The organism is Pedobacter westerhofensis (genome assembly GCF_900182595.1).
Lineage (GTDB): Bacteria > Bacteroidota > Bacteroidia > Sphingobacteriales > Sphingobacteriaceae > Pedobacter > Pedobacter westerhofensis.
Map to the genome: position 1 here is coordinate 160188 of NZ_FXTN01000006.1, position 12473 is coordinate 172660.

Below are 12473 nucleotides of genomic sequence, written 5' to 3' on the forward strand. Positions count from 1 at the left end.
AATTAAGTATTTTATTTGTTTAAGTGTTTGCTAGTTGAAAAAGGGTTATACTTCTTCGATGTATGGCTCTTTCGAAAGGTTGTTGCCAGGAGCAATAAGCGTATCGATAATGCCAGAGATGGCTTCGGTTAAGATTTGTTCGCTTATTTTCTGCGGAAGATGACGGCCAATCAGGTTGATTGATATAAGGCCATGCACAAATGACCAGCACGCATAATAATATTTTTGAATGATCTCGCCTGCTTTCTCAACCTGCCCTACAAGCAGGCCGATTACTTCGGAGAAAAGTGCAGCGGGAACCTGCGAATCTGTTAGCGGCTCATTGATATCGCAGCATGTAGTTTCTACGCCAAACATAATTTGATATAAGTGTTGCTCTGCAAATGCAAAATCCCAGTAGGCAGCCCACATTAGCAATAGTTGTGCTTTAGGATCATTATCGGAGTTATTCCGTGCCTGATTAATTCTTTCCGAAAGCTGTAGAAAACCCAGCCGCGCTAATTCCTGAAGCAGGGCTTCCTTGCTATTGAAATACTCATATATGGCGGGAGGGCTATACTCTATAGAATCAGCAATCTTTCGCATGCTTACCGAATTCCAGCCTGATCCTTTCCCTATAGCGAGTGCAGCTCTCAAAATATTACACCTGATATTTTCTTTATGCCTGTTGATTCTCTCTTTGCTTCCCATAGTAATTTACCTGCCAGCATACCACTTAATCGCGATAGCTTTATTAACAGTGTAAAGGTAGGAGGCACTCAGTTCATGAAATAGGGCATAATCAAACGGATATATTGCAATTTCAAACAACTAAGGTTTTACGGAAGGCGCTCGGGGTGGCATGTCCATTTTTCTTAAAAAATTTGAAGAAGTGGGCAAGATCTTCAAACCCTAAGCACCAGGCAATCTCCATAACATTCCAGTCTGTATCTTGAAGCAAAATCCGTGCTTCCTGCATAATTCGGTCAGCAATTAGTTGTGAAGTTGTTTTATTGTTCACTTCTTTTAAAGAACGGTTTAAATGATTGACATGAACTGACAATGTATCTGCAAACTCAACAGGGTGCCGAAGATGCATCCGACTGGATGTAGTTAAAATCGGGAATTGTCCTTCTAAAAGTTCATTAAAGCAGTTAGCAATGCGGATGGAACTGCTAGATTCTCTAGGATATAATTGTGCTGCAGGCTGTAGCTTAAGTGTGTCCAGGATTAATTGTAGTACCTGCGTTCTCAGCACGTCATATTTGTAACTGAAATCCATAGCCATTTCATTTTCCATTTGCTTAAAAACTTTTGTAAACAACTCCATCTGAGCAGCAGTAATTTCTATCAGAGGGGAAACGCCTGGTTTAAAGAGTGGATAGTCGCTGATTTTAGCAAATTGGTCAAAAAAGTGTTCCTTAAAAACACAAAAATACCCTGGATATTGCTTACCAATCGGCTCAAAGCGATAAACCATGTTAGGTCTTGAAAAAAGAATAGCGTACTCTTTATATTCAATGACCTTATCATCATAATACATACGATTATGCCCATGATGAAGACTAATCTTAAAAAGTCCTTTACGGTTATAAGGCTGACAGAGCAGATGTTGATCAACAGGTGCATGAACCACCTTAAAATCACCAGGAAACAATTCTTCATGCAAAACCCACTTATTCTCAAAGTCGATATGCTGCTCGGGCAATGAAAGCTGTGTATTCAAAATCTCCATCTTTTTTTGTGTCGTTTGTTTCAAAATTATACCTAATGCTATTGAACATTTTTTATATATTCGCTATCTTTTAGTCTCAAATATGGTAGGAAACTATTTATCAGTAGTAATCCTAGTTTTAACCAGTGATTAGCATGATAATCAAATCTATACAAAAGTAATTTCTGAAACGATTGTTTCTGATTTAATTTTTTTAAATTACTTTGCCGGGACAATTAACCCGATGTTAATACTCAATTAAAAGTAAGCTCCTTAGAAAATTTATGTTTCCGCCATGAAAGTTCTCGATGCTAGAAATTGTAATTTAAAAATGACATTAAAATAAAACAACTGTTTTAAAATTAAATTATATTTGCAGGTAATTATGGCAAGGAACGTAGAATTTAACGAGGATGAAGCAATTCAAAAAGCGATGGAGGTCTTTTGGAAAAAAGGCTATAACGGCGCCTCTGTGCGTAATTTGACCGATGCCATGAATATTAATAGCAGTAGTCTTTATAATACAGTTGGGGATAAGCATCAGCTATTTGTAAAATGTATCCGTAATTATACTCAAGGGAGAATGCGTGATGCACTTGCTCATGCAGGTAATATTAAATCACCATTAAAGGCTATCATTAATTACATTAATGATGCTGTTAATACTATTCTTTATAATAATGATAGCTGTTTAGCCATAAAAACAACCTTTGAAGTGGCTGCATCAGACCCTGATGTGCAAGCAGTACTTAAGGAAGATAATGATTTTACCCATAAATTCCTCCTTGATCTAATTAACAGGGCCATACAGGCTAAAGAGATTGATGCTGATACAGACGCTGAGACGCTTACTGATTTTATCATCATGATGTTTACGGGCTGGCACGAGTCATACATCTTGCATAAGAATCCTATAAAAATTAAGAAAATGGCTAAGTATTTAATAAGCCAGATTTCAAACTAAAAATTTTTTAACTAATATTGAAACAAATGATTCAAATTTATTTGCGCGTTAATGATGTCGTTATTTAAAACGATTGATTCAAAAAAAATCATAAAAGCAGGTTACAGTTCATTTATACTGTAAATATCCCATTGTAATGCCTACAACATTAATACGTCGAAATGGCGATATCCCTCTGCTGATAGAAGCAGAAAACGATATTACCCCAATAACTGAAACAAGATTTAGCATATCAAAAAAAGCTTTATAACAAAAGTATTAGAAAATAAAAAACAAAAAAATGGATAACAAACAATTGATCTCCACAGAATTAACCGGTAAAATCGCTTTGGTAACCGGTGGCACAAAAGGAATAGGAAAGGCAATCGCAGACAGACTGGCTCAAGCTGGAGCTACAGTGATTATTACTGCAAGAAATGAGCCGGCAGATAATCAAATTGAACATCATTTCATCAAAGCTGACTTGGCAAAAGCAGAAGAAACAGCACCTGTTATCAATGGTATCCTGAAAGAATTCGGAACAATAGACATTCTGGTTAATAACATGGGTGGATCAAGCAGTCCTTCAGGTGGCTTCAGCACTTTAACAGACGAACACTGGGAAAATGATTTGCATTTAAATCTCCTGGCTCCAGTACGCGTGGACAGGGCTATACTGCCAACAATGCTGGAAAAGAAAAGTGGGGTCATTATTCATATATCCTCTCTGAGTGGTGTTATTCCATTGTGGGAATCTCTGGGCGCGTATGCTGTAGCAAAGGCCGCGTTGATTAATTACAGCAAAAGTTTATCAAAGGAAGTTACGCCTAAGGGTGTCCGCGTATTGACCGTATCTCCAGGGATGGTGAAAACCGATACTATGGATGGTTACCTGAAATCTTTATCAATCGAAGCAGGGTTAAGCGTTGAAGAAATTACGCAGAGTGTCATGGATAAGCTGGGTGGCATTCCAATGGGCAGGATGGCAAATCCTCAAGATATCGCTGAAATGGTTGGTTACCTGGTTTCACCAAGGGCATCATACCTGTCAGGAGCAAATTATATAATTGACGGCGGCTCAAACCCAACTGTTTAGTATTAAAGCTTTAAAACTTGAGACATGGATCAGTCAAAATATAAAATCAGTAGTGAAAGAGCTATTGAAAATCTAATCGGGCAATATACCCATCTTCTTGATAAAGGTGACTTTGCCGGAATTGGCACCCTGTTTACTCATGGCAGAATAGGTTCCATAGGAGAATTTACAGAAGGTGCAGATATTGAAAAAATGCTTCAATCTAATTTGCAGGTATATCCTGATGGCACCCCACAAACGGCACATGTAACAACCAATACGGTGATCCGGATAAATGAAGAGGAAACATCCGCTACAGCAGTATCTTACGTGACTATATTTCAACAAGATGTAGATCGGTCTTTCCCATTACAGCCGATTATGGTTGGTCAGTATGATGATACGTTTGATCATCTGGAAGGTGAATGGCATTTCAGGGAACGAAGTTTGTCGCTCAATCTTACGGGCGACCTATCACACCACGCTAATCCTGAGGGACCTTCTGCAAAAAAGCTAAAAGAAGATGAATCAAATTAAAACCGCCCTGGTCACCGGGGCAAACAAAGGCATCGGACTGGCCACCGTAGAAGGATTGGCAAAACAAGGGTATAAGGTATGGCTTGGATCGCGGGATTTTTCCCGCGGTCAGTCTGCCGTTGAAAAACTTCGTACCAAGGGTCTGGATGTGCATCTGCTCATGCTTGACGTTGCCGAGGATAGTAGTGTGATGAAAGCTGCCATTGTTCTGGCTGACCAAACCGGGCACCTGGATGTTCTAATCAATAATGCCGGTATTGCGTTGAGCCTGGAGAGCCCTCCTAGTATTGAAAGTTTGGATGTTATCAGAGAAACCTATGAGGTTAATGTTTTTGGACCAATCCGCGTAACGCAGGCTTTACTGCCTTTGCTAAAGGCTGCCGATCATGCAAAAATAGTAATGGTTAGCAGCATTGTAGGCTCTATAAGTCTCAGCTCTGATCCCGACACCATTTATGGACAAGTCAATTTCATGGGCTATTCAAGTTCAAAAACAGCCTTAAATGCAGTTACTACTGCATTTGCTAAGGAACTTGGTCCTTCAGGAATAAAAGTTTATGCAGTTGAGCCGGGGCATATAAGGACAGACCTCAACGATAATACAGGAACACTCAGCACCGAAGACGGTGCCGCCGTGCCTTTGCGGTATGCAACAATGAAACTTGATGTTCCAAATGGTGGTTTTTTTGGACCTGAAGGGATATTGCCTTTTTAACCAACTAAGCAAATTGTAGTTTATTGATTTACAAATATTAAAATACCATATGAGCAATACATTGAAACTTAATGACGTAATATCCAGAGCTGAACAGATAAGAGAATTGTATCATCAACTGGAGCTTGCCCATCACGGCAGTGAATGGACTGTTGAAGAAGATGTGTTGGCCTTTCTTACCGACGCAGCATTGATTGCCAGGTTAACCATGTCCCAACAAGGCCGATGGCCAAAAGAAAATACAGAGGAGGAGCTATCCCATAAACTGGGGGAATGTATCTGGTGGTTGATTATAATTGCTAACCGCACAGGGCTTGATATTAATGCTGCCCTTGATGGTTTTCTGACTAAGACAGAAAAACTTTTAAATAAATAATCTATGAATAAGGAAACTACTCCCGGTAAACTGCTGATTTATGGAGCAACCGGTTATACTGGTACTATGATCTGCCATGAGGCTGCCCGCAGAGGGATCGATTTTGAGATTGCTGGTAGAAATGCAGAGAAACTTTCCATACTTGCTGCGCAACTGCAAGTTCCTTTCCATGCATTTGAAGTTAACGATATCACTGGCTGGCAGCAAAGCCTTGATGGCAAGACAGCTTTACTTAATATCGCGGGGCCGTTTAGCGAAACGGCAGAAATGGCAATGGAAGCCTGTCTGATCTTTAAAGTACATTACCTTGATATCACAGCCGAAGTCGATATTTACCGTCTAGCACAATCTAAGGATGAAGCTGCAAAAGCAGCTGGCATTATGATTCTTTCCGGTGCCGGCCTGTTTGCCTCCTACGATCCATTGGTATTGCATACTGCAAAAAGACTTAAGAATCCTATTTCCCTGCGTGCCGCATTTAAATACATAGGCGGGTTCACCCCCGGTTCTGTAGCAAGCAGTGCCAATATAATTAGTGCAGGGTTACTTATTAGAATAAATGGCGAGATCCAGAAATTAAGTGAGGCTTCGCCTGCAACGTTCGATTTTGGAAACGGGCCTGAAATGTGCTTCCCAACTCCCCTTGGCGGCATTGTATTAAGTTACAAATCTACTGGCATTCCAAATATCGAAGAGTATTTCCAGATGGCACTTCCTGCAGAAACATCAGAAGCTGAAACGCTAAAACTCCAGCAGGGACAAATTGTCGCGCATGCTGAACAAAATAAAAGTAAAATTGTGGCCGAAGTAACCGATGCGGATGGAACAAGAGTCAAGTCTATGATTGAAATGCCAGATGGCTATATGCCCACAGTAACTTCCTCTTTGGAGATTGTATCACGCGCATTACGCGGCTTGTTTAAACTCGGTTTTCAATCCCCGGCATCTGCATATGGTGAGGAATTACTGAATGATCTGATCGATGTAAAGCTTATTGACCTTTAAAGCATAGTTGCCATCTCTTCTAGGGAGATGGCAACATTAGATTTCAGCATGTATAATGCATGTGATTATAACAATAGATTATGGCAAGGAATATAGAATTCGACGAAGATATGGCAATTCAAAAAGCCATGGCTGTTTTTTGGAAGAAAGGCTTTGGTGGTACCACCTTACGGGATCTTACTGAGGCAATGGATATTAACAGCAGTAGTTTGTACAATACCATAGGTGATAAACACCAGCTATTTGTAAAATGCATCAATAACTACACAAAGAAGGGGATGGTTGCAGCAGGTGTATATTCTAAATTTGAATCTCCTCTAAAAGCAGTTAGTAGTTTTATAAACAATTCTGTCAATACAATTATTTCTGGTAATAGCTGTATGGCTATACAAACGACATTTGAACTAGCCTCCAGTGATGCTGAAGTCCAGGCTTTAATCAAGGAAAGGAGTGACTTCATTCATCAGATGCTATTAAAACTTATTATCCGAGCGCAGGAACTAAAGGAGATAAGTGCAGAAATAGAGGCGGAAACAACAACGAATTTTATTATCAGTTCGTTCACCGGCTGGCAGGAATCTTATATCCTTCATCGCGACCCCAAAAGAATAAAAAAAATGGCTCAGTTACTTATAGGCCAAATCTCAAATTAATAAATAATGTTAAATGGTTTTATTTGTAATTATCCTCTCGACAATGATCAACACCTCATATGACTTAAATCAAACCCAAACAATCATGTCACGTTTTAAGAGTATTAAACAATGGAATTGCGATTTGGAGGATGAAGATAAAGTCCTGCGTATAATAAGTACCAGAGAGATTAGCAGTACTTTAATTGCAGAATTTAGGAAGGCTGGAGTTTCCACCCAAATCATGGAAGTGTTTAAAAAAACGGAAGACTCGAAAATTAAAGTAAGTAAAAATTCAGAGTAGTTTTATATATAACTTCGGTTTAGGCGTTAACTTCGTGTAACCGAATGGGGAATTGGAGTGGCGTTCAAATAATGGTGTAATGTTCTTTTCAGGCTTAAACCCAAGCTTTGTCTTGCAAAAACGGTGGTTATCTGCAACTGAATTAAACTTCGTCTAAACGTTTCCTCTATTTCCTTTTGATACTACTACATGTAGCCAATCTCGGAATCAACAGACCTGTTCCATCGGTATCCCAAAGAAAAAGCCTGGTTTTAACAAAAAAAGCTACCATTCAGGTTGTGTTTATTCGTAATGGTCTAGAATATCATTTTGTATAACAGCATTTACTCCCTTAATATATTCGGGATCAATAAGTAAAAGAATTTGCGCACCTTTAAATAGTCGGGCATGTTGAGAAAAGTCTGCTGTTGCTTCCTTAACTCACCTTGTTCCAATCGCCCCCTCAGTTGCATTTCCGTTTTGGATAGATTAATTTGATAGAGATATTGTTGATAGATCCTGTTTTCATGAGTGAGCTCATAGTCGGTATCTCCTTTCTCACGGTCTCCTTTATAACCTTATCCCAATTCAGTAGAACGCATCTGTTAAAATTATGGCTGAAAGCTGTGCGCAGCAGCGGTGTATTTGCATCACTAAAATCATCGGCTGTGCGATTTGGACCTTGACTGGTCGGTGCTACATATGGCACCAGCACCATGACCTCAGCCACATAAACCAGCCTAGCAGGTCTGGCCAACACCATCACCCTGGGGCAGAACCAATAATCCACCTACCAGCGCAGAATCAATAATATGTGCCATATCGGCGAAATAACTTTAATATCCTTAACAAATAATTCTCCGAACAAACAGTAAAAAGCAAAAGATTGTTCTCGTTATATGCGCTATTCCATTAATCAAAATTTTACGGCCACACTTGGAGGACGTTAGCTCCAAACATCTCTTCCTTGATCTGCTTATCATGCAAAGTAACCAGTCATGGGTTTACAAACAAACATTGAACGTGTTTAATACATTGGAAGATTAAAACCTTTTTTGCCCTTGTTGATTGATCTCAGCAAGGGTTTCTTAAACAAGACTTCATGCATGGCTCTAAAATCCAATTTTAAATTGAATATTCGCACCGGAGGATTTCTAGATTTAATAACATAATAAATAGGTTGTCGACTTATTTCCAACTACCTTGCCAGTGAAGCGGCCTAAGGGATTTATACGTTTTACGTTACCATGGCAATTTCGAATCCTCATTTATATTTGGCCGATCGGTCGAATGAACTCTTTTTTATCTTTGATTTAGCGCAGGATCGATTCACCTATATGAATAATTCCTGTTTAGAATTTTTTGGGTTAAAACACATTGACATTAGCTCAAGATCACTTTTACACATGATAAATCCTGAAGACCAGAGGTATGTGCTGTCAAAATTGAAAGCATGTATTGAAGGAAGTATTATTGCTGATGTAGAGTGTAGAATTGAAAGGGAAGGGAACCAACGATGGTTAATGATAACTCCTTTTTTGGCTAATGAGAATGAAGACAGCCTGCTTATTGGGCAAGCTGAAGACATTACATCCATTAAAGAAAAAACCGAAATACTAAACAGGCATAATAACAAAAAGAATTCTATATTAAACATCCTCGCCCATGACCTTGCAGGCCCCATTGGCGCTATTGGTAATATCGCTACACTACTGGCTAAGGATACTAAGGAATTGAAAAGCCCTTCGGTTGATCGCTATATTGACTTTATCAATAAGATTAGTAAAAGTAGCATTAAACTTATTCGTGATTTTTTAGACCAAGAGTTTTTAGAAAGTGCAGATGTGCATCTATTAAAGGTAAGGACAGAATTGATTGATAAAATCAGGTCGACTACGCAGCATTATTTCGAGATGCAAAACGAGCTCAAAATCAAGTTTTCCTGTCATTCTAATAAAGACACAGTCTTTGCAGAAATTGATGAGGATAAATTTATGCAGGTTATTAATAACCTAATCTCAAATGCATTGAAGTTTACACCTGATGGCGGAAATATTGATATCTATGTAAAAGAGAGTAAAAAAGAAATTTTGCTATCAATCGCAGACACTGGAATAGGAATACCGGAAAAATATCACGCGACTCTTTTTGATAAATTTAGTGCGGCTCGCAGGAGCGGTTTAAAAGGTGAACACTCCACTGGACTGGGTATGTCCATTATTAAAACTATTGTTGAATGGCATGAGGGTAAGATCTGGTTTGAAAGCCAGGAGAATAAAGGGACAACATTTTATATTCAAATTCCAAAAGCATAATGGAATCTTACATTTAAAGGAATTTTGAACTCAAATTACCAGGTTTTAACATTTTCAAATTTGGGAATCTATATGCAATTAGTTATTCTTAAGAATCTTAAGGCGCATAATAAACTGGTTTTTAGAGATCTAGTGATGTAGTTCAATTAAACAAAAAAGCCTTGCATCTCTGCAAGGCTTCATAAGTAGATAGTGTGTGTTTATTTCTTGAAATATTTTTCTACTGCTGCACGGGAACTGCCAACTTGGGCAACTGCATCCTTAATCTCTTTCGGAGTTACTCCGAACTTTTTAGCTGCATATTGGACCTCGCTTGCATCATTACTGTCGATCTTGCTGTCGTCTCTACCGTCCTGGTTCATTTTATCGTCTGACATATTTTAGATAATTGGTTCTTATAAGAAACAACTTTTGGTTGTGAGAGTTTTAAAAATTTAGAAACAGCTGTTGCGCAACAAATGCTACACTAAATGGTCAATTATTATTAAACGGTGGAATAATGATAATGACTAACATGAATACCTTCGTTTGAATGTAGGCTCATTACCATTTTGGGCAGTTCTTATATATCTAAGAGTAATTAGGCTCTTCTAAAATACATTGCATGTTGTATTTCATATCATCGCTTGCCCAGGTCCACTTATTATTAAGTATTGTCTGAACGAGTATGTCTTCTGCTCCATAGGCTTGAGGTGGCTTCCTTTGCAGGTCATTAAGGTAGAACATTATTATCCCATCACTGTCATCAGTAAAGAATATGTAATCAAGTGTAGTTAATGATTTACAGAAGATGTCACCATATTCGTTTATAATTATTAGATCTGTAGTTTCCATATTTTTTTATTTGCTAATACAGACTGAATCAAGGTAAAATGTACAAGGAACGTGGAATAAATAGCGAAGCGCTTATGCCGCGAAAGTCCTTTTACAGATTAACGATTCTGTATCTTTGCAATATTAAAAATGTATGGCTGCTGATATCAATTGCATGATCGAGCATTGTCATAAGCCTCCCAATTATTACCCATCTTGGGAAGAAGCCTCATTAGCTCTGCTGTATTTGCGTGAAACTATTATCGTATCCTTATGGAGAATGAATTTTATGATGTGGGTGGCATCAGACCGGAAAAAGCGCAACAAATTTTAAAGCAAAATGGCATAGAGGTGACCCTTGATGAATCAAGAAACATCTTGGAATTACTAATTTTATTAGTTAACTTGTCTATGGATCAAATCCTTGATCAAGAATAAGCAGCCGCCTATAAAGTCGTAAAAGTCAAGTTTTAATTAATTCATTAGTATGAAAAAAGTATTTCTATACATCCGCGTGAGTACAGATGAGCAAGCAGACAAAGGCTATTCCCAACGTGATCAAAACGAACGTCTGCACCGTTATTGTCAACAAAATTCAATAGAGGTGTTGAAAACGGTTTATGAAGATCATTCCGCTAAAACTTTTATACGCCCGCAATGGAGTAGTATGCTTACAGATCTCAAACGCGTTAAATCTAGACCGGACGCTATCCTCTTTACCAAATGGGACAGGTTCAGCAGGAACGTAAGTGAGTCCTATCAAATGATTAGTACATTATCAAAATTAGCCGTACAGCCGATATCTATTGAGCAGCCTCTAGACATGAGTATACCTGAAAGTAAAATGATGCTCGCTATATACCTCGCTGCCGGGGAGGTTGACAATGATAGAAGAGCACTAAATGTCTTCTATGGTATGCGAAGGGCAAAAAAGGAGGGTCGGTTTATGGGAACTGCTCCGTTGGGCTACAAAAATCTTTCGACTCCTGATGGAAGAAAATACATAGCTCAATTTGAACCTGAAGCAGGAATTATGAGATGGGTGTTTCAGGAAATATCCAGGAATGTATTTGCAGTGGATCAAATCCGGCAAAAAGCTAATCAGCTGGGTCTAAAATGCACTAGGATGACTTTTTGGAGGAACATCAGAAACCCTATGTATTGTGGAAAGCTCGTGATTAAACAGCACAAAGACGAAGATGCTTATATTGTCGACGCCCAGCATGAAGGTTTGATTTCCGAAGCACTCTTTTATGACGTCCAGGACATTCTAAGTGGAAGAAAACGGGTACCGGCCGCAAAGCTAATATCCATGGAACTATTGCCTCTGCGAAATTTTCTGAAATGCAATAAATGTCAAAAGATGTTAACAGGCAGTTCGTCGAAAGGAAAGTATAAGCATTACTATTACTACCATTGTGATTCGTCTTGTGGGGTAAGGTATAACGCCGAGGAGACAAATAAGCTTTTTTTGAAACTACTTCAATCTTGGGTGATAAATCCGGCAGCTGTAGAACTCTTAAAATTAGTAATATCCTCAGTATACAAAACTCGAACAAAATCAGAGTTCAATGCGAAAGCACTGGTGATGAATGACATCACAAAACATAATGAAAAAATTGCAAGAGCTCGGCGTTTACTTTTAGACGAAGAAATTGAGCCCTCTGATTATAAAGAGATAAAAGCTGATTGTGACGCTGTAATCGCACGTTTAGAGGTGAAACTACAGGAGACATCTGAAACGAAAATGATCCGATTAGACATAAATAAACTAATGGATAAGATAGTCACCACCTTTTGCAACTTGGATAAAGTATTTGAAAAAGCACCCTTAAAAAAACAACGGCATATCTTGAGTTCACTTTTCCCTGAAAAAATCGATTTTGACGGAGCACAACATCGAACTCCCAGGACAAATTCAATCGCGCATATAATATGGTTGATTAACAAAGAGTTAGGCGGCTTAAAAAAAGATACAGCGCCTGATTTTCAAGCGCTGTATCGTGGGGTGGTCCCGACGAGAATCGAACTCATATCTAAAGTTTAGGAAACTTCTATTCTATCCGTTGAACTACGGGACCAATAA

14 protein-coding genes and 1 tRNA gene are annotated in these 12473 nt (G+C 38.7%); 10 read left to right on the forward strand and 5 right to left on the reverse strand.

The annotated features are described in order from the left end of the window. Positions 1-45: 45 nt before the first annotated feature. On the reverse strand, positions 46-690 hold the full coding sequence (locus FN831_RS13175; protein WP_142528643.1) for a TetR/AcrR family transcriptional regulator: 645 nt from the start codon (positions 688-690) through the stop codon (positions 46-48). Between the two features lie 112 nt (positions 691-802). Next, entirely contained in the window at positions 803-1714 is a 912-nt protein-coding gene (locus FN831_RS13180; RefSeq protein WP_221931341.1) for a helix-turn-helix domain-containing protein, read from the reverse strand. Between the two features lie 364 nt (positions 1715-2078). Between FN831_RS13180 and FN831_RS13185 the strand changes: the two genes are divergently transcribed. The 8 genes from FN831_RS13185 to FN831_RS13220 all read left to right on the forward strand — a co-directional run bounded on the left by FN831_RS13185 (position 2079) and on the right by FN831_RS13220 (position 9574). Next, positions 2079-2657 (forward strand): TetR/AcrR family transcriptional regulator, encoded by a 579-nt coding sequence (locus tag FN831_RS13185; protein ID WP_142528645.1) that lies wholly within the window; start codon positions 2079-2081, stop codon positions 2655-2657. A 280-nt stretch (positions 2658-2937) separates the two neighbouring features. Further along, positions 2938-3732: an SDR family oxidoreductase gene (locus FN831_RS13190; protein WP_142528646.1), complete on the forward strand. Its 795-nt coding sequence runs from the start codon at positions 2938-2940 to the stop codon at positions 3730-3732. A 24-nt stretch (positions 3733-3756) separates the two neighbouring features. Further along, positions 3757-4248, forward strand: a complete 492-nt coding sequence (locus FN831_RS13195; protein WP_142528647.1) for a nuclear transport factor 2 family protein — start codon at positions 3757-3759, stop codon at positions 4246-4248. Continuing rightward, positions 4235-4963 (forward strand): SDR family oxidoreductase, encoded by a 729-nt coding sequence (locus tag FN831_RS13200; RefSeq protein ID WP_142528648.1) that lies wholly within the window; start codon positions 4235-4237, stop codon positions 4961-4963. The genes FN831_RS13195 and FN831_RS13200 overlap by 14 nt, the downstream gene beginning before the upstream one ends. Positions 4964-5012: 49 nt before the next feature. Beyond that, positions 5013-5339, forward strand: a complete 327-nt coding sequence (locus tag FN831_RS13205) for a nucleoside triphosphate pyrophosphohydrolase family protein (RefSeq protein WP_142528649.1) — start codon at positions 5013-5015, stop codon at positions 5337-5339. 3 nt (positions 5340-5342) lie between these two features. Then, positions 5343-6344, forward strand: a complete 1002-nt coding sequence (locus tag FN831_RS13210; protein ID WP_142528650.1) for a saccharopine dehydrogenase family protein — start codon at positions 5343-5345, stop codon at positions 6342-6344. Positions 6345-6424: 80 nt separating this feature from the next. Next, on the forward strand, positions 6425-6997 hold the full coding sequence (locus FN831_RS13215; protein WP_142528651.1) for a TetR/AcrR family transcriptional regulator: 573 nt from the start codon (positions 6425-6427) through the stop codon (positions 6995-6997). Between the two features lie 1509 nt (positions 6998-8506). Beyond that, positions 8507-9574, forward strand: a complete 1068-nt coding sequence (locus FN831_RS13220) for a PAS domain-containing sensor histidine kinase (protein WP_142528652.1) — start codon at positions 8507-8509, stop codon at positions 9572-9574. A gap of 200 nt (positions 9575-9774) precedes the next feature. Here FN831_RS13220 and FN831_RS13225 read toward each other — a convergent pair whose 3' ends face one another. Together FN831_RS13225 and FN831_RS13230 are read right to left on the reverse strand one after the other, a co-directional pair. Continuing rightward, positions 9775-9951, reverse strand: coding sequence for a DUF3606 domain-containing protein (locus FN831_RS13225; RefSeq protein ID WP_142528653.1), 177 nt, complete (start codon positions 9949-9951; stop codon positions 9775-9777). A 193-nt stretch (positions 9952-10144) separates the two neighbouring features. Beyond that, positions 10145-10408, reverse strand: a complete 264-nt coding sequence (locus tag FN831_RS13230) for a hypothetical protein (RefSeq protein ID WP_142528654.1) — start codon at positions 10406-10408, stop codon at positions 10145-10147. Between the two features lie 252 nt (positions 10409-10660). On the opposite strand from FN831_RS13230, the gene FN831_RS27710 reads away from it, so the two are divergent. Together FN831_RS27710 and FN831_RS13235 are read left to right on the forward strand one after the other, a co-directional pair. After that, positions 10661-10825 (forward strand): hypothetical protein, encoded by a 165-nt coding sequence (locus FN831_RS27710; protein WP_185960473.1) that lies wholly within the window; start codon positions 10661-10663, stop codon positions 10823-10825. Positions 10826-10874: 49 nt separating this feature from the next. Beyond that, on the forward strand, positions 10875-12434 hold the full coding sequence (locus FN831_RS13235) for a recombinase family protein (protein ID WP_142528839.1): 1560 nt from the start codon (positions 10875-10877) through the stop codon (positions 12432-12434). Here the strand turns inward: FN831_RS13235 and FN831_RS13240 are convergent. Then, positions 12397-12468: transfer RNA gene (locus tag FN831_RS13240), tRNA-Arg, on the reverse strand. The two genes, FN831_RS13235 and FN831_RS13240, sit on opposite strands and share 38 nt — an antisense overlap. Between the last annotated feature and the right edge of the window lie 5 nt (positions 12469-12473).

Bases quoted from the DNA above. Each gene is read 5' to 3' on its own strand.
- FN831_RS13185 (WP_142528645.1), top strand. From the start codon at position 2,079: ATGGCAAGGAACGTAGAATTTAACGAGGATGAAGCAATTCAAAAAGCG.
- FN831_RS13225 (WP_142528653.1), bottom strand. From the start codon at position 9,951: ATGTCAGACGATAAAATGAACCAGGACGGTAGAGACGACAGCAAGATC.
- FN831_RS13220 (WP_142528652.1), top strand. From the start codon at position 8,507: ATGGCAATTTCGAATCCTCATTTATATTTGGCCGATCGGTCGAATGAA.
- FN831_RS13205 (WP_142528649.1), top strand. From the start codon at position 5,013: ATGAGCAATACATTGAAACTTAATGACGTAATATCCAGAGCTGAACAG.
- FN831_RS13200 (WP_142528648.1), top strand. From the start codon at position 4,235: ATGAATCAAATTAAAACCGCCCTGGTCACCGGGGCAAACAAAGGCATC.
- FN831_RS13210 (WP_142528650.1), top strand. From the start codon at position 5,343: ATGAATAAGGAAACTACTCCCGGTAAACTGCTGATTTATGGAGCAACC.
- FN831_RS13230 (WP_142528654.1), bottom strand. From the start codon at position 10,408: ATGGAAACTACAGATCTAATAATTATAAACGAATATGGTGACATCTTC.
- FN831_RS13215 (WP_142528651.1), top strand. From the start codon at position 6,425: ATGGCAAGGAATATAGAATTCGACGAAGATATGGCAATTCAAAAAGCC.
- FN831_RS13180 (WP_221931341.1), bottom strand. From the start codon at position 1,714: ATGGAGATTTTGAATACACAGCTTTCATTGCCCGAGCAGCATATCGAC.
- FN831_RS13235 (WP_142528839.1), top strand. From the start codon at position 10,875: ATGAAAAAAGTATTTCTATACATCCGCGTGAGTACAGATGAGCAAGCA.
- FN831_RS13190 (WP_142528646.1), top strand. From the start codon at position 2,938: ATGGATAACAAACAATTGATCTCCACAGAATTAACCGGTAAAATCGCT.
- FN831_RS13175 (WP_142528643.1), bottom strand. From the start codon at position 690: ATGGGAAGCAAAGAGAGAATCAACAGGCATAAAGAAAATATCAGGTGT.
- FN831_RS13195 (WP_142528647.1), top strand. From the start codon at position 3,757: ATGGATCAGTCAAAATATAAAATCAGTAGTGAAAGAGCTATTGAAAAT.
- FN831_RS27710 (WP_185960473.1), top strand. From the start codon at position 10,661: ATGGAGAATGAATTTTATGATGTGGGTGGCATCAGACCGGAAAAAGCG.